14 protein-coding genes are annotated in these 25,349 nt (G+C 41.5%); 3 read left to right on the top strand and 11 right to left on the bottom strand.

Annotated elements, in window-relative coordinates:
• Window positions 1–74: 74 nt before the first annotated feature.
• Window positions 75–1,070, top strand: coding sequence for an aldo/keto reductase (locus KMW37_RS12990; protein ID WP_215225066.1), 996 nt, complete (start codon window positions 75–77; stop codon window positions 1,068–1,070).
• A 438-nt stretch (window positions 1,071–1,508) separates the two neighbouring features.
• Here KMW37_RS12990 and KMW37_RS12985 read toward each other — a convergent pair whose 3' ends face one another.
• Window positions 1,509–2,504, bottom strand: coding sequence for a polysaccharide deacetylase family protein (locus KMW37_RS12985; RefSeq protein ID WP_215225065.1), 996 nt, complete (start codon window positions 2,502–2,504; stop codon window positions 1,509–1,511).
• 212 nt (window positions 2,505–2,716) lie between these two features.
• Between KMW37_RS12985 and KMW37_RS12980 the strand changes: the two genes are divergently transcribed.
• Together KMW37_RS12980 and KMW37_RS12975 are read left to right on the top strand one after the other, a co-directional pair.
• Complete coding sequence (locus KMW37_RS12980; protein WP_215225064.1) at window positions 2,717–3,061, top strand: hypothetical protein; 345 nt, start codon at window positions 2,717–2,719, stop codon at window positions 3,059–3,061.
• 26 nt (window positions 3,062–3,087) lie between these two features.
• Entirely contained in the window at window positions 3,088–3,429 is a 342-nt protein-coding gene (locus tag KMW37_RS12975; RefSeq protein WP_215225063.1) for a hypothetical protein, read from the top strand.
• Window positions 3,430–3,874: 445 nt separating this feature from the next.
• On the opposite strand, the gene KMW37_RS12970 is transcribed toward KMW37_RS12975, so the two are convergent.
• The 10 genes from KMW37_RS12970 to KMW37_RS12925 form a co-directional block, all read right to left on the bottom strand.
• The gene (locus KMW37_RS12970) at window positions 3,875–4,231 is read right to left on the bottom strand and encodes a DUF6970 domain-containing protein (RefSeq protein ID WP_215225062.1); all 357 of its coding nucleotides are present in this window, start codon (window positions 4,229–4,231) and stop codon (window positions 3,875–3,877) included.
• 708 nt (window positions 4,232–4,939) lie between these two features.
• Complete coding sequence (locus KMW37_RS12965) at window positions 4,940–9,661, bottom strand: LamG-like jellyroll fold domain-containing protein (RefSeq protein WP_215225061.1); 4,722 nt, start codon at window positions 9,659–9,661, stop codon at window positions 4,940–4,942.
• A 1,053-nt stretch (window positions 9,662–10,714) separates the two neighbouring features.
• Window positions 10,715–12,133: a glycoside hydrolase family 28 protein gene (locus tag KMW37_RS12960; protein ID WP_317195575.1), complete on the bottom strand. Its 1,419-nt coding sequence runs from the start codon at window positions 12,131–12,133 to the stop codon at window positions 10,715–10,717.
• A 35-nt stretch (window positions 12,134–12,168) separates the two neighbouring features.
• Window positions 12,169–13,353, bottom strand: a complete 1,185-nt coding sequence (locus tag KMW37_RS12955; RefSeq protein WP_215225060.1) for a glycoside hydrolase family 88/105 protein — start codon at window positions 13,351–13,353, stop codon at window positions 12,169–12,171.
• A 230-nt stretch (window positions 13,354–13,583) separates the two neighbouring features.
• Complete coding sequence (locus KMW37_RS12950; protein WP_246581479.1) at window positions 13,584–15,872, bottom strand: glycoside hydrolase family 65 protein; 2,289 nt, start codon at window positions 15,870–15,872, stop codon at window positions 13,584–13,586.
• Between the two features lie 14 nt (window positions 15,873–15,886).
• Window positions 15,887–17,176 (bottom strand): pectate lyase family protein, encoded by a 1,290-nt coding sequence (locus tag KMW37_RS12945; protein ID WP_215225059.1) that lies wholly within the window; start codon window positions 17,174–17,176, stop codon window positions 15,887–15,889.
• Between the two features lie 213 nt (window positions 17,177–17,389).
• A complete protein-coding gene (locus KMW37_RS12940) occupies window positions 17,390–19,036 on the bottom strand; it encodes a RagB/SusD family nutrient uptake outer membrane protein (RefSeq protein WP_246581478.1) in 1,647 nt (548 codons plus the stop codon).
• On the bottom strand, window positions 19,036–22,125 hold the full coding sequence (locus KMW37_RS12935) for a SusC/RagA family TonB-linked outer membrane protein (protein WP_246581477.1): 3,090 nt from the start codon (window positions 22,123–22,125) through the stop codon (window positions 19,036–19,038). Before KMW37_RS12935 ends, KMW37_RS12940 begins: the two co-directional genes overlap by 1 nt.
• A 17-nt stretch (window positions 22,126–22,142) precedes the next feature.
• Window positions 22,143–23,732 (bottom strand): fasciclin domain-containing protein, encoded by a 1,590-nt coding sequence (locus KMW37_RS12930; RefSeq protein WP_215225058.1) that lies wholly within the window; start codon window positions 23,730–23,732, stop codon window positions 22,143–22,145.
• A gap of 11 nt (window positions 23,733–23,743) precedes the next feature.
• Complete coding sequence (locus KMW37_RS12925) at window positions 23,744–25,345, bottom strand: fasciclin domain-containing protein (protein ID WP_215225057.1); 1,602 nt, start codon at window positions 25,343–25,345, stop codon at window positions 23,744–23,746.
• Window positions 25,346–25,349 lie beyond the last annotated feature (4 nt).

Below are 25,349 nucleotides of genomic sequence, written 5' to 3'. Positions count from 1 at the left end.
TTGCATCAATCATCCCTCATTTGTTTTTAAGATAAATTCTGTATTTTAATAGAAAGCCCTTGAAGTGAAATCATATGAATTATAGGAAGTTTGGAAATACTGAGCTGATGGTCAGCGAAATCGGATTCGGAGCCTGGGCAATAGGAGGGACAGCCCAAGTCGGGGGAATTGAAATTGGCTGGGGGCCTTCGGATGATAAGCTGTCCATGAAAGCCCTGAAATCTGCCAAAAATGCAGGAATCAACTTTTTCGACACTGCGGACTTTTATGGTTTGGGCCATTCGGAAACATTAATTGGAAAAGCCTTCCCTAATGATCAGGATATAATAGTCGCCACCAAAGTCGGCCAAAGAGCTGGGAAAAACGGAAATATTGAAATCAATTACTCAAAAGCCTATATCATGGAGGCCTGTGAGAAAAGCTTGCGTAGGCTGAAAAGAGAGTATATCGATTATTATCAATTTCACGTAGCCAAAGTCCAGCACCTAAAAGAAGGGGAATGCATCGAAGCCATGGAGCGATTAAAGGAACAAGGAAAAATCCGCTATTGGGGCAGCTCCCTGAACACATTTTCACCAGAACCAGAAGCTCAGCTACTCATAGAGTTAAATAAAGGACAAGGCTTCCAACTGGTCTTTAACCTGATCAACCAACTCGCTCTGCCCATCATTCGACAAGCTGCTGGCAAAAGCTATGGAATCATTGCCCGTATGCCCTTACAGTTTGGCTTGCTAAGCGGTAAGATCAGGCCTGATAAGATATTTTCTAAAACCGATCATCGATCCTACAGGTTATCTTCCGAATTGGTCAAAAAAGTGCTGGACATCCTAGAACAAAAGGTGCAAGCCATGGCTGAAAAGTACGGCACCAGCTTATCCTCTTTGGCATTGAGTTATATTTTGTCGTTCCCAGAAATCAGTACAGTAATTCCCGGAATCAGAACACCTGAGCAGGTCCAACTAAATACCCAAGGCTTGGTCAAGTTAAGTTTGGAAGACAGAGACTATCTGGAAAATCTTGCCGATTCTGATTGGGGAGAAGTACTGGACATAATGCGCCAAATGGGCTAAATTAATAGAAAGAGAACTGTTTTGATCTTAATTATCTGATCACAACATACAATACAGGGTAGAATCCGGAAGAGAACCAAAATCATACCCTTCGTTCCAAAAATTAACCCGAATTACTTTCAACCTCCTTGATTTCTAATGGATGGCCTTTGGTATGACTGATTTTAATTGAATTACAGAAGCCGTTAAGAAAGGAAGTTAGCTCGCGTCGTGGAACAGCGAGATCCACTTCCTTTTAGGCTGTAGTAATGCAATTAAAATTAAATTGGGAAACATACTCGCTATATTTTAAAGTAAACCAACTCCCAATTTAAAAGTCAGAACAACTGCCTAGATTTTTTGTTACTTTTTCATCAATGGAAATGCGAAGCATTCATGATGACCATCAAGAATAAAACATTAACTGAATAAAAAGTAAGTCTTAGAATTTCAAAATTCCTAATTTAAACTTTCAAACCTCCCCATAACCTCTTTCCAATTAGTAAAAATAATACCCTCCTCCTCAAAAAACTGAATCAGGTCCGGATCTCCAAACATTTTGGCCTCCCATACTCGCTGCTTCCATGAGTTGGTAATGGTCTTCAGGTTTTCTGTATCCGTGGATGGATGAAAAATAATTTCGGTAATCCCCGGATCCAAGGATCTTACCAATGCCTTGAATTTCTCAACCTTTTCTTCATAAGTATCCGCATTTGGAGCACTGGTAAAATCATCCAGTTTTGGCAATGAATAGTCATTGGCCAAGGCAATGATATCCTCATCTATTGGATAACCTCCTCTCCTGAACTTCTCTACAATATGTGGCTTATTAAGATCAATGACATTTGCTGGAATATTATATTCTTCAGCAACTTTAAAAAATACATTGACATAATCCTTATGGCCATAAAGGGTCCCCATATGGGTATCAATATGATTCGGGCGGTAGCCCAGAGCAATGGACTTTTCGATTTGGGCCCTGATTTCCTTTTCTACATCTTCAAGAGCGGCATGCCTAACTACATCAGGCACTTCCGGCCAAAGCATTCCCTGTGGATCCAAAAGGCTGGGTACATCTTTGGGATTGGAGACAGGACCCCATCGGTGGGTCTTCCATTCACTGGTCAACGTCAAATGCAGCCCTATATCCTCCTTGGAACTTTCTTTGGCCCAGGCAATAAATTCATCAAAATTAGGGCAAGGTGGCATGGCAGCAGCAGACTGAATAAAATCATTATTTAGATAATTCATGGTAGCTTCATTGGCTTCCGGGCACATTCCCGCATCATCCGCATGGAGAATAATTACCTTCTTACCAGCAGGATATCCAAGTTTTTCTGCCCAAGTCTGAGGCATTGCCTCGGCTTCTGATCCTTGATCCCCTTTTGAATGGGAACAACTAATCATACTAATGCTTAAAAAGCATATAAAGATCAATTTCAATAAATCCTTCATCAATCTGATTCTTAAAAGTTTATAAGGATATGATTTCTTTAAGTATTACTGGAAATCAATAAAATGTACTATTGTATTATGCGTTTTATTCTGTTTTATGTAAATAACCAAGCCTTAAAATCTAATGGGTGCCTACTTGAAATAATTCCATTTAAATCCATTATTGGATTAATCAGAAAACGCTAAATTGTGTTTTAAACCAAATTAAAATCATGATATTCTTGGTCTTTCTCTATTTTTTAGGATGCGCATTACTTTTGGCAGCCCTTATTATTACTTTTCTAAAAATCCAAAAAATCAAAAAATCTGTTTATAAATCTGAGGACTATTGGTGCATGCAATACCAAAAACACCAGTTTTTCCAGGAAGAAGAACTTGCTCGCGAGAGCCTCAAAGAAGCACTGTGGGCCTTTTTAAGCGCAAAAGACTTAAAAAAGCTAAACAGTGATCTAAAAATGCAACGGTACAGAGCGGGAAAGGTAAAATACGAGCACCTATTTAAAGAAAATGGACTTGAATATCCTGAACCAGGATATTTTCAAACCATGGCATCCTGACAAAAACTGAAAACAAAAAAACACCTATGAAACCAAAGGATAAGTTATTGATCATAAAACTGGTCCATACCATTATCTGGATGTTTTTTGTCTTGGTGATTTTTTATATCCTTTTTTCAGGGATAAGTAACAGGATAAATATTTTCACTTGGATAGGTATTGGATTAATAATATTTGAGGGGCTGGTCTTGCTAATTTTCAACATGTACTGCCCACTGACCGTGCTGGCCAGAAACTACTCCAATTCCCAGCGGGAAAATTTTGATATATTCCTTCCCAACTTCTTGGCCAAGTACAACAAAATCATTTTCACTAGTATCTTTTTGCTTGGACTAATTATTGTGATTTTTAGGACCCTAAACAGTTAAGAAAGTTTGATTAAATCTGATCAAGCACTTTTTGAAGCTTATTCTTCTTTAAGGAATTGACTTAAAAAACTGTGTTTCCAAAATGTTGCATATATCGAAATTCAATACTGTTTTTCCTAAATTGATCTTTCCTACTTTTTCCATCGATGAAAAAGTAGGCAAAAAATCTAGGCCAAGGAGCATTCTTCAAATTGAGAAAATTTTATTTTCGACATTGTTACTTTTGGCTCAATTTGATTTTATGCCAGCTGCTGGAAGCTAAAAATGAGCGGATCTCGCTGTTCCACGACACGAGCTAGCTCATTTTTTCAACGCCTCCATCAACTGTCCCAAAACCGAATGCTCCAAAGGCCTTAAGATGAATATCATTTAAATATTTTGTTTCTAGAATGCTACCTGCAAAGTTTCAGGTAGTCAGGTAAATCAAATTAGTTTCACTCCAAAATCACTCACTTTCATATAAAACCTTGACCTCTTTCATTCCCGTTTCAGGACAGGTGTGGAAGCCAGCGATTCCCCCACTTTTACAAAATTCATTGCCTTCACAATCATAAAACACATATAGCTCATCTGCGCAGTCATAGCAGCCCGAAACCATAAAAATATCCGTTCCATTATATTCATATTGAACGATTTTCTTTTTGGATCCTTGACCATCTGCTTCTTCAAATTGCTCAACTATATCTTTTAGCCAAGGAATTTCTTTCAAGGGATCATTATACTCACAGGCCTTTTTGTTTATTCCCTCATGGCATGAACTTATGAGCAAAATCAGAATTAAATATATTTTCGCTGTTTTCATTATTATCGAAATTCTATTTCCTTACACTCTCTTCTAAATCTATACGAAACAATATTTATTAATGTGACAGCATATTAGAATTTCACCAAAATAAAGACTCAAAAATTAAGGGTAGTTCATTTCCTCCCCATTGATCACCACATTTCCAAGTTTCACATCCTTCATGTGATTGACATTGAATACATGCTCCACAATATCAACAAGACAGTTGATAATCTGGAAGTTCTATACAGCCGACTTATCATAGGCAATGGTTATAATGTCTCTGGGGAAAAGGAGAAAGTATCATCACATTAATTTGATAAATTGTATTAGGCAATAAGCCTTGAACTCCAATTTATATAATTGCCCATACAATCTATTTGCCATGGATTTAGATATTGAGGATAAAACCGTCCAGCAAAGAAAACCCCTAATATTCAATAAAGTTACTGCGTGGCTGATCAAAATAAAAAGAGCTTGGTTAATCACTGAGCTGAGCATAAGGTACCATTATAAAGTAAGATTTATCTGATGACTTTCACCCTTCAGGGTCAGTTTAAAAATGGCCTCCTATTAAGCTTTAGACTGGACTTGAACGAAAAAACAACCAATTCCCTGATCAATCTGGGGGACTTTCTTAATAGTCAACTATTATAAAACAAACAGCAGCTTCATATCACCTGAAGCTGCTGTTTAAAATGGAGCGCTTTAAAACAATATCTGCCCCTACTCCTTGATGATCTTTTGGACTGTCCTTATACCAGAAATATTTACATACATGAAATAAATACCAGATGCATAACTGCTGATATCCCAAGTGCTCACCGGGCTGTCAATCAATCTATCAGCCTTCTTAACTCCATTGACATCATAGATACTTACGCTGACCAACTCTGTAACTTTTTTTGGCAAATAGAGCTTGATCAATCCGCTACTGGGGTTTGGGAAGACCTTAACCTGCACTTCTCCTTCACCATTAACCCTATTTATAGCCTTTGCCAAACTCCGCAGATCAGCCGATTCAATTGAATTAACTTGGGGTTCATTACCAAAGATCAATTTTCCGTAGTAATAAACCGTGATGTTATCTTGCAAAGTCCAATCACTATTATCCATAAATGAATAATCGTTTTCCTGCTCAAAATCAGACCAGTCGGTCTTGGTTATCCTAAGCGCTATTTCACCCGTCTTGCTCAGAGGGGCCAGTTTTCCCAAGGCCTGATCCAATTTTACTTCGACATAGTGGTCCGCACTTAAAGAATCTCCAGTTACATCCATAAAGGCGCCTTGCACATTGTCTTTGCCCAATACAGCATAATCAGCAGTAAGCTTCAAAGTGCCTCCCCCATCTTTGGTAAACCAATACCTAAAACTCAGTCCTTCAAAATCTAAAGGTGTATTACCATCATTTGCTAAATTAAAGGACTTTTTGATCGTATTATCCTTTGAGGAATGATGTTTAGAATAAATTTTGGTCACCCTTTCTTCGGGTACTAGGGAAGGCTCATTGCCCCAAATTAATTTTCCTTGATAATACAAGGTAATGAATGGGTTAAGGGTAAAGTCAGAAGACTCCAGCATGGAATAATCATTCGTTTCATCAAAGTCAGACCAATCTTCATCATGGATTCCCGATTTGATTTCTCCGGAATCATTGCCCTGAGCAAGGTGGTTATTTTCTTCAAATTTATACTCCACATAGCCTAAGGCCTTTTCCCTTGGTTCAGTTAAGCCTACATAACTCATGGCCACTTGGTCTGCTCCCAACGCAGCATAATCCAACCTGGTTTGAATATGCTGGATATTTTCTGGAGTAAACCAGTACCTTGCAGTAATATCCTTTAAATCTACTGCCATGGTATCCTTATTGACCAATTTGAAGTTTGGCTGAATCTGATTATCCACCAACTGATTTAGATCTTCATTTTTGTAAACAACCTTCAGTTTTGGAAAAGCATAATACAAAGCCGTTATTTCAGATGGGTCCAGTGCATAATTATATAGTCGTACATCATCCATTTTGTCCCTATAAGGTTTATCTTCATCAGAATTGCCCAACCTCACAGGGCTCGTTTTTCCTATCCTACCTGTACCTGAACTTGTTTCTGCAGTCATTTGTCCATTGATATAAAATCGGATCTTGCTTGAATCGCTATCCCGAATGGCCACCAAGTGCACCCATTCATCCATAAATATCGGATGGGAAGAACCATTGCTAACGGTAGTACTTACAGAAGTTTTGGTCCTATCATCATCAATAGCAAATGTCAGTCGACCATCTCTCAGTTGGATTCCATACCAATTATCTGCAAAACTTCCTTTATGAATCAAATAACAATCTTTCCCTTCCCCATATCGATAGGTATCTTCTGGAATTTTCACCCACATGGAAATGGTAAACGAAGTCTGATCAAAGGTTAAATGATCGGCATGGGGAATATCAATGGATGCGGTGCTATTCGAGCCTTCAAAAGTATACGCCTGCCCAAATTTCCCTGCTACTCTATCTGAGCTAGCAAAGCCTTGGGCCACTCCATCCTGTTCATAGATACTGTGGTCTTCTATCAAAATCCCCGTCTGCTTATCCATCTTCCAATAGCCCACCAAACCCGCAGGAGCAGCAGCCTCGAACTTCCAAACATCCCCAGTAGAAGTACCATTTGGTCCTACCGCATCCACTCTCCAATAATAGGTCTTTTTTCCTTCCAGATCTTTCAAATAATAGCTGGGGTTTTCTACATCAGTGCTGCCTACCAATTCTAAATTATCTTCTTCCTCTCCAAGGTATATTTGGTAAGAAGTAGTGTTCACACCACCTTTCCAGCTGACAGGGATTTCATCATCAAATCCTTCCAAAATAGCCCCCTCGGCCAATGAAGGAGCAAATGCTTTCATCGGTGTCGAAAGGGTATGGTATAATTCTAGCACATCCTGCTCAGTCAGCCGCTTGTTGAAAAGTTTCACCTCATCAATATAGCCTTTAAAAGGTGTTCCAAACCCATTTGAATTTCCCAAAACAATCGGTTCCAACTGTCCGATACTTTTCTCTGTGCGGTCATTGGTTTCCTTTATTTTGACCCCATTAAAATAAATCCTCAGAACATCATCCTCCCGGTCCCTGATGGCCACTAAATGCACCCAATCTCCCGAAAAAATAGGGGATGCACTAGTGGAAAGTTCCGTTTTGTTTTCATCATCGTCCACAGCAAAACGAAGGTTGCCATCTTTGATCTCTAGGCCATACCATTGCCCAGTTCCACCCGTGTTCTCATCAGCTTTGAACGTACCTTTGTGAATCAAATAGGATTGTGAGGTCGGAGTAGAGGATTTTAGCCACATGGAAAGGGCAAAAGAATGTTCATCAAAATACAGTTGATCTGCATGAGGTATAAAAACATGGGAAGGATTTTCCGCATCAGTGAAGTCCAAGGCATTATTTACCTTTCCTTCTGCCCAGGAAAAATCATTAAGTTCATTGACCTCCCCATCATGCATAAATCGGCTACTATCAGCCACCAAAGTTCCTTCCTCATGATCCATCAACCAAGCCCCTACCAAACCTCTTGAGATATAAGGACGGGTGGTAAAGTTCCATACAGGACCCTCTGTAAGCCCAAGTTCATTGCCCACATCCACTTTCCAATAATAGGTATGACTGGATATCAAGTCTATCAGTTGATACTCATTGGTAGTTAATGAATCCATCAACTGCAAATCCTCAGGATCACTACCTGTGTAGAGTAAATAAAAATCGGTATTATCACTTCCTGTCCACCTTAAATCCAAAGAAGTGGTATCCGCAAAACTGAAACCATCATCAGGATAGGGCAAGCTCGCTTCAGAAGGAGCTGTTGGAATCGGGGTGGTTTTAACGTTCAAAGTATTTGAAGGCACCGCCGTTAGTACACTGCTGTATGGAGTCAATCTAAATCGATAATTCGTATTCGGCTCAAGCTCTTCAACCAATACTTCATTAGTATTTCCTGATAGGCTATCCAACAAGCTAAATTCTCCATTGCCAGTTGCGCTTTCTAATACGATGCCCTCATATCGGCCATCATTATTCACCCAATCCAGCTCAACAGCATAAGGACTAACCTCACCATAAGACAGTTCCGTTATAGGCCTTAAAAAATCTTCAGGGGTTTGCTCCAGAATTCCATTGATATAATGTTCGATATGGGCATAGCCATCAGCAGCTATCTGCATGGCATCAGCAGCATCATTGGGATTCAGCCCATTGGCCGTTTCCCACTCATCAGGAATCCCATCCCGGTCCGTATCTGCTTTTGATGGAGCACCAAAAACTTGCCCCGGACCTCCTGTTGGCAGCTCCCTTTCATTTGAAATCAGCTTGCCCTCCAAGCCAAGGCTGCTCAGCTCAGTCATCAGGAATTCATCAACTTGATCTCTTCGCGGATAGTTGGCCCCTGCCTCCTCTAAAACATAAGCATAACTCTCCTGAGCAGTCATAACCTGTTCTGGGAAAGCATAATCGTAAGGTGTATCCGCAAAGGTAGTGATCCCTTCATATGCAGATTGCTCTACCAATTCTCCGTCCAAAACACCATTTAAATTACCGTCATGATAATTCCCCTCCACATAGGGGATAAATGACTCCGTTCCTCTGGAAAAGGGTCGGATGCTCGTACTTGGCCCATCGATATAGTAATTGTGGATGATATTTGCTCGTGATTCAGCTGTCGATCCCCCCATAATATATCCGCCTCCGCGGCCCCAATTATAGACCACATTATTCACGAACTGATTCCGGTTTTTAACTTTGGGATTCCTTGTATTATTGTCAATATACAAGTTCCTAAATAGGCTGATCACCCCTGACGGTTCCAATAATCCACCACAGGAATGGGTTTCCAGTCCTTGGGAGATAATGCTGTTTTGGATGGTGATACTGTCAGCATGTCCAGTGATAGAGAAAGTCTCATCCCTTCCCCAGCTAGCAGAGACATGGTCAAAGATAAGGTGCTTAGCATCATCTGTCATGGTCATGGCGTCTGCACCACTGGTGCCATAGCGTCCCATCCTTACCCGCAGATAACGGACAATGGAATTGCTTGCCTGGGTGAAGGTAATACCATCACCATAAATGACGACTCCATCTCCCGGAGCTGTCTGTCCCGCAATAGTGACGTTATGGGCAACGACTATTCTTGAATCCGTCTGAATAATCCCTCCCACTTCAAACACTACGATTCTATTGGGTTCACTTACAGCATCTCGAAAGGATCCTGGGCCGGAGTCATTGAGATTGCTTACAATGTACACTTCACCATTTCTCCCTCCTTCTGCAAATCTCCCGGAGCCTTCCGCACCGGGAAAAGCCAAGGTTTGGGCAATATTTTGATGAATGATTAATCCTGTCAATAGGATGGTCAGAAAGCAGGCTAATCCTACTTTCCTAAATGGATAAGTAAAAGTAAAATTCATGTTAGTACTTGGTTATTTTGGTTAAAACTTTACTAACACTTGGGGTTTGCAAAAATAATTATTACTGTAACAGGCAATTTCAAAAATAATGTAAAGGGAACTGTTCTGACCTATACTGTATTACCTCAAAAACAATCAAAGTACGCTGCTCCAAAAATTGCAAAAATCTGGGTCCTTCATGCTCTCCACACCTTTATTTATTCATGGTTTTATTAGTTCTAACCATTTAGAAGTTAAGGGACATCAAGGAATAGAGTTGTTTTTTGAGGAAGAAACCTTCATGTACTTAATCCCTTCATGTCTTCATGGTTTTTTTAGTTCTAACCATTGAGAAGTTAAGGGACATTAAGGAATGGAGTTGTTTTTTTGAGGAAGAAACCTTCATGTACTTAATCCCTTCATGTCTTCAGGTTTTTTTTTAGTTATTAACCATTAAGAAGTTAAGGGGCATTAAGGAATAGAGTTGTTTTTTGAGGAAGAAACCTTCATGTACTTAATCCCTTCATGTCTTCATGTTTTTTTTTAGTTATTAACAATTAAGAAGTTAAGGGGCATTAAGGAATGGAGTTGTTTTTTGAGGAAGAAACCTTCATGTACTTAATCCCTTCATGTCTTCATGGTTTTATTAGTTATTAACCATTAAGAAGTTAAGGGACATTAAGGAATAGAGTTGTTTTTTGAGGAAGAAACCTTCATGTACTTAACCCCTTCATGTCTTCATGGTTTTTTTAGTTATTAACCATTAAGAAGTTAAGGGACATTAAGGAATGGAGTTGTTTTTTGAGGAAGAAACCTTCATGTACATAATCCCTTCATGTCTTCAGGTTTTTTTTAGTACTAACCATTAAGAAGTTAAGGGGCATTAAGAGTTGGATTTCATTTTTATTGAAGAGACATCTACTTTACAACTTCCTTTCTTTAGGTTTCAATCATTAAATAGAGAAGGGAAATTAAGAGCACTTTTAACCTAATTAAGCAAGCATCCTCAATTCCCTTACCGTCCTTCATTTATTTCCTATTCCCAATTTTTAGCCATTTAGTTGAACCAAAAATTTATTCTTTTTCTCCTTCAAACTTAACTTCCTCTCCATTGATCACCACATTTTCAAATTTAACATCCTTTAAGTGGTTGACATTGAATACCTGCTCCACGCTATCAATACGACAATTGATCATTTGGAAGTTGGTTACTGGAGAACTCTCATAAGCATTGGCCAAAACAGCATATTTACCTCCATTTTTGACTTGAAGGTTTTCTACAATGACATTTCGAATGGTCGGAACATGATCACCTTCCTCTTCGTAAAACATATTAAAACGAACTGCTGCCTCTTTATAAGTACCCACCACCACATCTCTCATATACACATTCTCTACGATCCCTCCCCGCTTGGAGCTGGTTTTGATACGAAGCACTCGGTCTAAGTTAGGGCTATCCATCAAAAGATTTTGAGCAAAGATATTTCTAGCACCACCAGAAATCTCGCTTCCGATCACTACACCTCCATGACCTTCTTTCATCTCACAACCCTCAATGATGATGTTTTCGGAAGGAATACCAGGAATTCTCCCATCTTCATTTCTTCCAGATTTTATCGCAATACAGTCATCTCCGGTGTCAAAATAACAATCTTTGATCAAGACATTTTTACATGCCTCTGGATCACAACCATCATTATTGGGTCCCAAGGTCTCTATGCGAACCCGCTCTACTGTAACATTCTCACAAAGCACAGGATGTAGGTTCCACATAGGGGAATTGATCAATTTCACATCTTGGATCAATACATTTTTACACTCAAAAGGTTGCACAAACTGCGGACGCAAAAAGTGTCCTTCCCCAAACACCCTTTCTTCTAAAGGAACTTGGTCATGCACCATTTCATGCAAGAGTTTCCTAGCTGGATTTTGCCGTCCAATACCTTCTTTCCAGCCATAATGCTTGGCACCGCACCATGGCCACCAATTCTCCATATCAGAATTCCCATCCAAAACGCCTTTACCGGTAATGGCAATATTTTCCTGTTGGTAGGCATAGATAAAAGGCGAATAATTCATCAGGTCCATGCCCTCCCAACGACTGCGCACCACAGGTAGATAGTCTTTGGAGTTACGGCTAAACCTCAGTACAGCACCTTCTGAAATATGAAGATTGACATTGCTCTTCAGGTGTACCGCTCCCGTAAGAAATACCCCCTCAGGCACAATCACACGTCCACCGCCTGCTTCGTTACATGCTGCAATCGCTTGGGCAATAGCTGCCGTATTGAGCTGCTCGCCTCCAGCTTTGGCACCAAAATCTGTAATAAGAAAATCCTGTTCCTGAAATTCAGGAGCCTTAATCAAAGCTCGGATGGAATCCAATTGCGACCAAGGACCTTGGTCAACCTGTTCAACTTCCTTTTGGCCACAACCTATCAATAGACTAATTATTAAGCCCAAAATATAATAGCTACTGTTTATTTTCATCATTTATAATTTTACAATTCCACAATCTTCCAATCTCTCTACCTCCCCAATTCCATAGCTGCCAAAATAAATGGCCCTACACCTTTCGGGTCATTGACTCTGATCTTTTCATTGACATAATATTCATAAGAGCCATCCCGATATGGTTTACCTCCCAGTCCTGCTACTGCACATACTTGCGTCAAGTTGAGTTCACCATCCTCTTTCACCTCTATCAACTCACTGATAATCCCCTCAAAGCCTTTCTCGGCCGTCACCCAATAAGCATTATCCAAATGCCCCTTATTCACACCTTTAGCCAATGCATAGACAAACATGCTGGATACCGATGCTTCCAAATAGTTTCCTTCACGATCACCTTGGTCGACCACCTGATACCACAATCCACTTTCCTTGTCTTGATAGTGACTTACGGCTGATGCGAGCCTTTGCAAGATTCCTTTCAGAACCACACTTCCATAATGTTCATCAGGTAAAAAATCCAAGGCATCTACCACTGCCATGGCATACCACCCCATGGCCCTGCCCCATACATTAGGTGATCTGCCAGTTTCAGGATCCGCCCAAGCTTGGAACCTGCTTTCATCCCAACCATGGTAAAGCAAACCTGTTTTGGCATCCCTAAGATGTTTTTCCATCAGCTCCAACTGCAACACGGCTTCATCGAAGTCCTTTGGCTGATTAAACTCCTTTGCATATTGCATCAAAAACGGTGTGCCCATATAAGCACCGTCCAACCACATTTGGTTGGTATAGCGCAGTTTGTGCCAAAATCCACCTTCACTGGTTTTTGGCTGATATTTCAGCTGACCTCTGAGGATTTCTATTGCTTTTTTATAACGTTCATCACCGGTTTGACCATACAGGTTGAACAATAACTTACCGGAATTGATCATATCAATATTATAGGTTTCGTACTTATAAGTTTTGATTTGCCCATCCGTCTCAATCAGTTTATCCGCATAAGCTTGGATATAATCATAATAGGTATCATTGTTGGTTTTCTTCCATAATTCTTCAAAAGCATGTAACATCAATCCCTGTGGATAACTCCACACCGCTCGATCCATAAAATCCACCTGCCAGGCTTCAGGATTCCGCTTCATCACGGACAAAGCCATCCGCTCTGACCAATCCAGATTTTCATCAATCTGCCCAGATTGTCCAAAAGTCAATTGGCTTAAAAAAACGGCCATTATAAGTAGGAAACTATTCTTCTTCATGTCGGTTAAATTCTGGTTGTAAGGTTATAATGTTTTAATTTATAAATGCTTAGATACCGCATTCGAAGTGAAATAATATTTAATGCTTAAAGGATAGCAAAAGGCCACATTGCAGATGCAGCTAAAAAAGCCCTTCGACCCTTCGACAAGCCTGCCTTTCGTCAGACGAGCTCAGGGATCGAAGCTCAATCAAAAGTCTCACATCTTTCATATAATATCTAGCGTCTATTTCAAGGCATTTTCCTCAGTCCCTCCCACTTGACATTCCATTTTCCATTGTCCGGGAAACCCGGATTGGCCCGGTCTGGCGCTCCTTCCCAACCCGCAGCCATCATAGCCACGGTGGTTAGCAATCCCCCATTTCCTGGTAGATAAATTCTCAACCGCGTATCTTGGTAGTTATGACCATTGGGTAGATAGGTATTCTTTTCTTTTCCCATAAACAAGGCCTCCAAAGCTGTTTCTGGCATATTGAGTCTTGCTGCACTCATGGCCATCATCGGGTAATCCCAGCCCCAGGTAGAATCCCAGTTCCAAATCTTCAAAATTTTCTCCAATGTATTTTTCATAATGACCGTATCGATCATATCGGTCTTAGGTAAAATCCCATAAGCCCCCAAAACCACTGGATGATCGTGCAGATAAAAATCATCCTCATAAGCCCTGGGATGAGTGCTGCTAGGCAGATAAAGACTGTCTTTAATGGCCAAAGGAGCTAAATTATCCAAGACCTCTCTCCACTGAGGATTTTCTTCCATACCCAAACGCTTTTGCCAATCCAATGCTATATTCAAGCCATAGTGCCAATAAGCCAACTCAAAAGGAGGATCATCGGTAGCATTGGCAGGGAATAGCTCTTGAGCGGGAATCAATGGCGCAATCAAATGGTATTTGCCATCCTTATCGCTTTTCTTTGCAAAGGATGCCATAAATTCGGCCGTTTCGAACACAAGCTCCTTGTATTTCTCTAAAGTGGCCTGATCCTTCCTATCCTGATAAAGTTGCTCTACAAAGTACAGGATATGAGGTTGCTGCCAGATCAGGTATGGGGCCACTTTGGAGGGGCTTTCATCTCCATAAGGATCAGTCATTTTTTGCCATCTGGCTCCCTTAAATCCCTGACGAGCTGCAGTGGCTTTAGCCTTTTCCAATGAACTGAAATACCAAGGCAGGCTTTTCTCCATTAGGTCCACGCGATTCCAAAGCCCAAAATGCGCACCGTGCCACCAGTGCATTTCCATATGGAACTTTCCATACCAGCTGTTCATGGTTAATCCTGTCTCTTGCGGAGGTAAGGAACCCGCACAATTGACCTTGGTAAGGTATTGGGAAAGCACCACTCTTCTTTCCAGCTCCTCTGCACGCTCATCGGTACATTCTGAAAAATCAATCACCCCACCGGATTGCCAAAATTCTTCCCAACCTTGGCTGCTGCTATTTGCGGTAGCCTTAAAGTCGGGCAATGTATCCTCTCCCTCTTTGGAAAAAAGGGCTGTAAATTCCAATGTTTCCTGCCCTTCTTGGGCATTCAACAGAAAAGAATGCTTTGCTGCTTTTTCAAAAGCGCCATTACCTTCCCAACTAATATCCGTAACGTAATGGGTGCTATCCAATGTCCTGGACACACTTACTTGACTTGGCCTTTTTACTTCTACATAAGAAGTATGTTTATCCTCTTTGCTCCAATCGTATCCAGGACAAACATGGCAACCAGAGCCATAGGGAAACTCAAACTTCACTTTCAATTTGCCACTTGCCACCAAAGGTGAACTGATTTTTGCCGCAATCCCATCTTTTTCCTGGTGGGCAAAAAGTTCTACTTTGACAGGCTGACCTTCTATGGTGTATTCACTAGTGACCTTCCCATTCCATAAATCCAATTCCTGATGAATATTTTCCAGATCATCCACGTCCACCTTACTTCCATCTGATTTTAATATCTCCAAACCAATAATGCCCAAATGCAGACGATGTGGACTGGTCCTGAAATAATCAGTAACTTTCTTTTTTCGTCCCTCTTTCCACTGTACTGGAAAAGATATCACCTGACCAATGGCTGAGGTATCATATCGTAAAATCTCCTCCCATTGATAGTTGTCCGGATTGGGAAAAGCATGCCAGCCCCATTGACTTTGGGTACCAAGGGACACTCCCTTTTCATAATATTCAGGAAATGTCTGCAGGCCGCTGACATCCACCGTATAGGCAAATTCCCCATTCCCCACAGAAAGGGAGGCTAAAGTATCTGGTTCAGTCAATACTACATTATGCCTATTGACCAAGGAAAAACGGTCTATTGGGGTGGATTTCTCCTCCCCACTCTCTTGGGGCATAGAGCATGAATAAAAAGTTAATCCAGCAGACAATACCAAACTAAATGCTTTGAAAGAACGCTTCTTAAATAATTTGATCATATGGGTATTATTGAATTTAATGTGCTTCATAAAAGATATTACTGCGGATAAAACCGACTCATTCATCTCCTTTCCCTCGAAATCCCTTCCTGAAATATTTTTCAACACAGTAAAATCTATCAAAACTGGTTTCCATTCCAACTTAGAGAACGATCCTCTACCAGTCCATTAAGATAATTTTCCAATGCGGTATATCCGTTCTTGTCTGTCCGGTTTCCATCATTAGCATCCTTCGGGTCCAAGCCATTTCGCTGCTCATATTTGTCTGGTATTCCATCACCATCGCTATCTTTATGAGCTTTGCCTCCTTTAACCTTTCCTGGACCTTTCATGGGTAGCTCCATTTCATCACTGATGGTTTTTCCTTTTTTCCCAAGAGAAATCAAGTCATTGATCAGGAACTTATCCACCTCATCCCTGTACAGTGATGCACCTACTTGATCCACAACTTGCTGATAGGCTTCATTTGGATCGAGGGCCATCACCTCTGGATAGTCAAAGGGCTCTTCCATCCACGTAACTGGCTCATATACTTTTCTCTCTACTGGCTCACCATCCAACTTTCCATTGAAGTTCCCATCATACCAATTGTCTTTGGCATAAATATGAAAGTTCTCATTGGACCGGTTAAACGGTGGAGTATCTCCTGTTTCGGGACCGGCTATGAAATAATTGCCTTCTACATTTGCATAAGATTTCCCTGCTGAGCCTCCTCCTTGAATATAACCGGCAACTGCCCAATTGTAGACCACATTATTGACATATTGATTCATACCTTTTACCTTGGGATTTCTAGTATGGTTATTGATCCATAGGCAAGACAAGATAGAAACACCGCCATTCGGCTGGATCAAGCCTCCTGTAGAATGTGTTTGCAAGCCCTGTCCGATGATAGAATGCTGCAAAGTAACATTTTGCACATCACCATTGAGGTCAAAAGTTCCATCTCTGCCCCAAGTAATCGAGACATGATCAAAAATCATATCATGACCGTGAGCTATCCCTATTGCATCTTTTCCCTTGTCTCCAACCTTTCCCATTCTTACACGGACATATCGGGTAATGGTATTGTTGGCATCAGAATAGCTCAATCCATTTCCATAAATCGTTATTCCTTCACCAGGAGCAGTCTGCCCTGCTATGGTAATATTTTCTTTCACCACGATCCTAGACTTAATATGAATCACTCCTCCTACTTCAAAAACTACTGTCCTATTGGACTGACTTACTGCTTCTCTAAAGGAACCAGGACCGGAATCATTTAAGTTGGTAACTTTATAAACTTCCCCTCCTCTTCCTCCTGAGGCATATTTACCAAAGCCCTCTGCACCTGGAAAGGCCAATTGCTGGGCATAGCTAACCGCAGATGAAAATAATGTTATGACTAATAATAATGGGATATATCTCATTTTTCAAATGGTTTTGATGAGTATTGAGTCATGAGAATCCAGCTCAAGACTCAATACTAGCTACTCTATACTTACTATTAAAAAGACAAAACCGGGCAAGAATTTGCCCGATCCTGTACTGAATTAACAAACCCCAAGTATGAAATCAATAATTGAATGACAATAAAGGCCTTGTGGATCTGGTGTTTGATTTGACATGAGTTTTGCCTCTTTTTATTTATTCAGATCGTACTTGATAAACCAGTTCTCAGGTTGCATAAGCAGGTTTCTGATGCTTTCACTTTTTCCAGAAGGATACTTAGCACTTACTCGGTCAGCCAGCATGCTTGGATCATTCCATCTCTTCGCCATCCTGATCATGGCAAAATAAGATCTTGCCTCCCCTGCACTCTCCATGCAGGTTTCTTCCAATAACAGGCTATCCAGACCTTTTTTATATTGCTCAATCTTTTCAGGAGTATCCAAGTCTTCCTTGCTCAGTCCCTCCGGATAAACCGGCCCAAGATCAATCCTTCTTCTCACTCCCCAGTTAATATTTATGGCCGCGTTATAGGTTTCATTATTCAATGGATAGGCTAAATTATCTTCATTTCGGGAAATGTAATTTTGAACTCCATCATTAAGAAATGCCTCCGCTTCTTTAAATTGTTCCATTTGATTGAGTGCTTCAGCAATAAATAAATGGATATCAGCTGCCCTGTAAAGAACAACATGTACATCATTCTTGTGGATATTATCAGCGGTTTCGTGAGCACGCGAGAACTTACGGACTACCCATTCACCATTTTGTCTCCAATAGGTGTAATTTTCTCCACGATAATTATCACCAATCGTGATTCCATCTTGTCTTACCTGCTGTTGAAAACGCCCCATTGCCGCATCTGTAGGGCGTAAATAGTACTTATTGGGCTTTGTATTGGAGAAATACTCTATCAGTCTGTTAGTCTGTTGACGTTGGTAATCAAAAGGAACGATATTGATCAACTCCCTAGTTTTAGTGATTGGATCTCGGTAAAAGAACTGGATCCACTCCCCGTTATAGTCATCATTGCCCAGCTTATACCTTCCACTGCCCTGATCATAAATAAAGGACATTCCCAAACTCACCACTTGCTCATAATTACCATTCCAAAGGTAGAGCTCAATAAGTAGCGGCTCAGGTGATGGACAGATCATGTTCCAAGTTAGGTCCTGTGCGGAAGTACTCACACCAGGAAACAAGAGATCCGACCAAATCAATACCTGCTTACCATCAACCCCATTTACACCACTTTCCATCAAGCTGATGAGTTGACTGATAAGCTCTTCAAAGCCCATCGTGGGATATTGGGACAAATCTGCTTCTTTAGTCAGCGGTTCCTCTAAGTACACTGCTTCACCATAAAGCTTACCCAACATCAGATAAGCCCATACCTTAAAGCGGATCGCTCCACTTACCAAGGGCTCAAAAACAGCATCTTCCACTGCATTCGGATTGGCTTGCTTGTATTCAAAGGCTTTTTTGATATAGTTGTTGGCATTGGAAATCACATCATAGTATTCCCTTGGATCAGCCAGGCTGTTGTCTGGGCTGATGTTATAGTTATAGATTTCCCACAGTTCTTGTGGGGCATTATCCGTAGGTTCAAGGAAATCCCCTCTCAGCTCTGAAAGGAAAATAGCCTTATCTGCAACTGTCTGCACCTTGGCTGCAATGCCCATGTAACCAGAATACAGCTCATTGGTATTTCCAATATAATTTTCCTCTAAGAGCATATCATCCGTATCAGTCTCAAAGTAGCTTTCACAGCTACCCAAGACCAATAAGCTCAAGATTAAGGTATATTTATAAAAAGCATTATACTTCATAGCTTCTGTCATTAAAATTGTAGGTTAAAACCGAATTTGACGGTAGAAGGTAGTGGCATGGCACCATAATCTACTCCTTGCCAAGCGGGCTGATAGGCATAAGAAACCACTGGATCCAGCCCTAAATAGTCGGTAAATGTCAGCAGGTTTTCACCCGCCAAATACACTTCTCCACCTTCGAAAAAGCTCCACTTGCCCAACTGATAACTCAAAGTGACATTATTTAGGCGCAGATAAGATCCATCCTCTATCCAGCGATCAGAGAAACGACTATTGCCCATTGGGTCACCATAGTTGGCTTTGGGAATATCGGTCTGTTGACCATCCGTCTGCCAACGCTTATCCACGGCCAATGACTGGTTCCTAAAATCACTCAGTGATTCCATTTCCCTTCTTACTCCGTTATAGATCTGATTACCTGAACTAAAAGTAAATTGGGCTGATAGGGCTAGTTTCTTATACCTGACTTGGGTAAAAAAACTGCCAAACAAGTCAGGAGAAGCATCACCGATGATAGTTCTATCCTGATCATCAATAACCCCATCTTGATTCAAATCTTCAAATTGTATATCTCCTGCATTGAATTGGTCACCTTTGTAATCCACCAAAGCCAAGGCATCTGCTGCTTCCTGCGTGCTGATCACGCCTTTTGAGACAAAGCCATAGAAATTATAAGGATTTTGACCTACAGCAGATGAAACAGCCCAATTTCCACCATCCATTTCGCGGATAAGAGGACCTTCTCCCCATTCCATGGCAGTGATCTTATTTTGATTTTTATTGATGGTACCTCCTACACTCCAGCTCACATTCCTGTTATCCACCAATCTCAACTGTATTGCTGCCTCAATTCCTTTGTTCTCCAGCTTGGCTCCATTGATATACATTTCTTCAATACCATATACTGAGGAAATACTTTGAGGAAAAATCACATCTGAGGAAATGGTCCGGTAAAGGTTGACGCTGGCTACAATCCGTCTGTCAAAGAACCCTGCATCTATGCCCGCATCCAAGTTTTGATTACGTTCCCGACCCAGACTGGTATTGGCCACATTGCCATTTACAATCCCGGCCAACTGACGGTAGGCCTGACTGGTATAAAACTGGCGGCTCAGACCAGTAGGAAACTGGCTGTTTCCTGTCAATCCATAACCCACATGTATATCCAATTGATTCACAACTTGGCTATTCTTCAGCCATGGGCTGTGCTTTGCTTGCCATGTCATTTCCAATCCTGGATAGACGCCAAACCTGGTCGCATCAGCTCCTGTGGAAGAAGCACCGTCTGCCGACATATTTAAGGAAGCAATCCATTGGCTACCCATGGTGTACTTGGCATAACCGTAAAGGCTCATCCAATTCCAAGCGTTATGATACCCAGAAAAGTATCTTCCCTCTGCATCTACATAGGAAAGGGTTTTATAAAAATCCGAACTGGTATTCCTACCAAAACCTCCATCAAACTCATGCCGGGTCATTACTCCCTGATAGCCAATGCCCGCCTCCAATGGATTTCCTGCCAATTCCTCTACGATGTCCGCACTGACCTTATAGAATAAATTAGAGACTTTACCGGTTCCTGCCCTGGCAGTGTTAAGCGCCACGCCTTCTTCCTGTGGGGCAATGGTCTGATTTGACCGGCCAGGGATAAATGCAGACTGCCGCTTATAGCCAGAATAATAGCCAAATACGGCCTGCATTTTAGTGCGATCGTTTACTTCAAAATTTAATCCTGTGTTCAAGAAGGCATCAAAATTATCCGATTCCATCTTAGTATCATTTACTACAGCCAAAGGATTGGATACTCCAAACTGCCTAACTGCATCATAAGCAGGCAGCTGGTTATTGTATTCATCTTTCTTAAATGGACTCAAGATAGGTGCCTTGTACAAGGCTGCCATCAAAGGATTAGTAGCGTCGTTTAGGATCTGCTCGTGCAGTTTGTTATTCCCATAAGTCAAGCCCATGGAAGTCACCAACTGAAACCGCTGACTCAGTTCAATTTGTGCATTTAGGCGAGTCGTATAACGGGTAAAATTAGTATTATCATAGGTTCCTCCTTGGTTGCTGGCCCCTACAGATAGGTCATACTTCGCAATCGCATCCCCACCTTTTACACGCAGGTGGTTAGAAGTAACAAAGGCAGATTTATCGACCAGCTCCTGCCAATCGGTTTGATTGTTATAAAGGAAATTATAGTAATAATCTGGATCGTCGCGCAAAAAAGGAAACAAATCCAGCATATCGCCCATATCTTCATAACGGGTAAGCCCCACATCTCCGATATAACTTTTAAAATCATCCACACCCAATACCGGCAGGCGTTTATTATTGTAGGCCATGCCATATTGACCGGAAAATTCGATTACAGTTTCCATATCCTTTGGAGAGCTCGTCTCGATCAATAAAACACCATTAGATCCCATGGAGCCATACCGGGAAGCTGCACTTCCCGTTACGAGTTTGATATTGTCAATATCATCCACGCTGAGGACATTGAACATGCTGGGAGAATAGCCTTGGATGATCGCAGAATTGTTCATATCTGGTAAATAGGGCATACCATTGATGATGATGAGTGGGGCATTCTTGCCTGTCAAGGATCGAATCCCCCGCAAATTCACCGTAGCACCTTCTCCTGGCATGCCTCCTTTGTTGATGACATTTAGCCCAGGGAATGCCCCTTGAAGGACATCCTCCACGTACATGGCACTCGGTTTAAAACGTTCCGCGGGTAATACTGCGCCCTTCATATTTCCTTGGGCATCACTTTTGGCTGGCACATCATAATAGTCTGTCCGCTGGGGAATCAGGACAATTTCAATATAATCCCTACTTAACAAAGGAATCACCTGCTCTTGAAATCCAGGAGCCCAAACGGTCAAATCACCCTCCAAATGGTCTAATTCTATACTGAATTCGCCTTGCTCATCCGTCTGGGCAGTACTTTCCTCATGCGCTATCGAAATGTAAGCATCACTGATAGGAGCATCACCGTAAGGGCTGCTTACCTTTCCTTTCAGCACTTGCTGAGCATTGGCCCCAAAAGCCAACACCATCATCACTGCAATCAGTAAGGCTATTTTATGTTGTTTTATCATTGTTCCTTCCATTTTCATCAATAGTTATTTTGGGTGGGTACAAGCGCCCAGTGATAAAGCTTCATTTCTTCTCTGGAGGATTTCCCTAACAAAGCCACCTCTATCCGGATCTTAAAAGTTCGTACTTCATCCCCTTCAATATTCACAACGCCGACCAAGCCGCCGAGACCATCCCATTTGGTTCCTGAAACGGTATTGGTGCTTCTGTCATAGTTCCATGGTGATGAAGGCTCCACGTTTAACTCAGAAGCTACCAGTTGATCATCAATGTAGACATTCAAGAAGGGATGGTTCTTGGACTGAACCCCCATATAAAGGTTATATTCCCCTGGGGGCACTTCCACCACGGAGGCTGTCGTGGTACCATCTTCGTTTTTGTCAAGCTTTACCGGTGTATAATCCACTGCCAAGGGTTGGCCTGGAATATCATCTCCAAACAAGCGAAGGATGGTATATGTACCCGATACATTCAAGCTTGGAAAAGAATAATTGTCCGTGCCCTGCGCCCTGATCTCTGTGGCATTGTGAAAGGTAAAAAGCGCATCACGTTGGGCATCTGGCACAAATTCATAATAATAAAACAGCTGTTTAATGGCCGATATGTGGACATTGTTTGGAATCTTCAAGAAATTCACATCATAGATTCGGCCATTGCTCATCCTTTTGTATTGTGTATTGACACCTTGTATGGAGGTTTTCCACCGTGCTCCAAAAGCAGAAATCAAATCCTCTTCCGAACCATAATCCTCTACTATATCATCATAGAAAACCGCATCCATAATCCAATTCCAAGCAGTCAAAGAATCCTCTCTGGTAAAAGGCTTACCAAATTGGTCATAAAGTCCCTGAAGGTTCTGAAAGCAATTGTCCACCACTTGGTTGCTGGGCAGAAACATGGTCACTTGAGAAAATTCTGACCTAAAATCAACCTCCTCAAAAATCGGATTCTCAATCACAAATGCTGAATCATAGATCGTATTTCCAGACTTATCTACCCCAATCGGAACACTATTTTGGGCATCAAAAAGCGTATCATTAGCCGCAAATACAGAATCCCTGATCATGGAATAATCATCTGAAAGCTGGTAGACATAATCATAAATGCTCTCATCAGGCACCATCAGCTCGCTGATTTCATGTACCACTCCATTTTGACAAAACTGATTTCCATTCGTTATGGTAGCATCTGCCACCATAATGTTATTTTCTATCTTACGGGTCACGGGAATGTATTTTCCATTAAGTGACCTCAACCTCAGCCCATCCCTTAACTTGCTCATATCATAGGTCAGGTTGTTGATATGGTAGCGTAGGACAAATTCAGTATCCAAGTTCATTTGGGCGAGGGCATCCATCCCTTCATTATTCACCGCCCAAACTGATAAATATTGATCTCTGGTTAATTCCTCAGCAATCCCATTCACTTCCAACGCTTCCACAAATTTGGCATAGTCTGGGTTTGATTTCAGGTAATCCAATAGGTTGAGTTCCGAAACCACTTGGGTATTTTCATCTGTTCCTACCAAGCCATAGTGCTCATCCCAGGTTTCTTTACACCCCATACAGAGTATGAGGGCCAGTCCTAATAGATATTTTAAATTTTTCATGCGCTTCATTTTTAGTCAACAGGTTTAAATCTAATGTGATCTAGTGTTAGCAATTCACCGTCAATGGCCACAATTCTGAGTGTATGGCTGCCGGTTTCATCAAAGGTGAATGAACTAGTCATACGCCTCTCCAATGCCCTGTCATAGCGTCGATTGGATACTGGCCATTGACTGCCCAGTCTTTTTCCGTCCATAGAACACTGCAGGTAACCTGTGTTTTCTTTTTCTGTATAGCTGAGGTAAGTCATGGTGATTTCATAGCTTCCCTTGATCAGCACTGGGGTCTCCATCTCTATCCAACCGGACTGTCCCAAATCCAACCGAAGGTGATCGTGATTTACCGCATCAGCATACCAGATACCATCAGCACCTCGATTATTCCGATAAGCCACTGCATTTGGTCGGTATTCAGGTGTCGACTTCCACTTATAACAGCTCAATTCCTCTTGGGTAAAAGCCCTCGTATAAGTGGAATTCAAACTGCTGTTTTGGTATTGGTCGCAAAGGGCTTGCAAGTCAGCATAATCTGTCAAATCCCAAATGACCGTCACCCTTTCCGGAGTGAACAGTGGCATCCAATGGTCCACCTCATGCATGACACCATTTTTGCAATTGATGTTTTCTTCAATAAACTCCACTCCCCTGTTAGCTGCTGCATCAAAGTTCATCACCAAACTTCCAGACCGATCGGCTATGTTAATCAGCTCATTGGTCGCCAAGGTATTGATGTTCATAGAAGTCTCTCCTTCCGGAAACTTACCTAAATCCGCAAAGGACCTAACTTGCGACAGCAAGTGATAATCCACATACTTTCTCAAGCCATTCTCGTTGTCTGTATAATTATCATCCTCCACCTCCAATTTTGCAATCAGATCCTCCAAACTCATGATGCCCTCTTGGGCATATACCTCATCAGACACCGCAAAAGCTGTCATGCGAATTCTGTATTCCAAGGGATTTCCGCTGATATCTGTTTCTTCAATCACAATGGTATTAAGTATATCCGCTCTCCCTGTCATCTCCACTGCCTCCCGGAAGATCGAAAAACGTTCCTCTCCCAGACGATCCATTATCGTGGCCCTTACCGGCACCAGCACCTCTTCCAAACTATGGATGATACCATTGGTCGCCTCGATGTCCAAGTCCTTGATGCGGGATTCCCCGTTGAGGAAGATGGCATTCAGACCACCTTCGCGGAATTCAATGGATAGATTATCATCGGTGGCATTGCGGTCATTGATCACACCGTTTTCAAATTGACTTTGGCTGATTTTAACCTGATTGATGGTGTGGTATTTTACCAAATAGGCAGCATCCTCTTTGGGAATGTCTGTTATATTGGACCAGTTATTGGCCTCCAAATATTCCTGTACGCCTTCATTAATTGGCGCAAAAACCGTATAGGTACTCTTAAGATTCAGCGTATTGTACATATCCGCATGTTGCATAAGCTCTACCCACATGGAAAATTTTTCTGGCTGGGATTCCAGCAATAAGGAAATAGGCAACTCTTCGTAAGCGGTAAATGTCGTCTCCTCATAGGGATCCGAGCAAGAGACCAGTGCCATGACCAGCCCCATTAGGTATATGAAATAGTTCTTTATGATCTTCATGGCG

Source organism: Echinicola shivajiensis, from assembly GCF_018642165.1.
Lineage (GTDB): Bacteria > Bacteroidota > Bacteroidia > Cytophagales > Cyclobacteriaceae > Echinicola > Echinicola shivajiensis.
The sequence above is the reverse complement of the archived record's forward strand: the minus strand, read 5'-3'. Positions and strand labels throughout refer to the sequence as shown.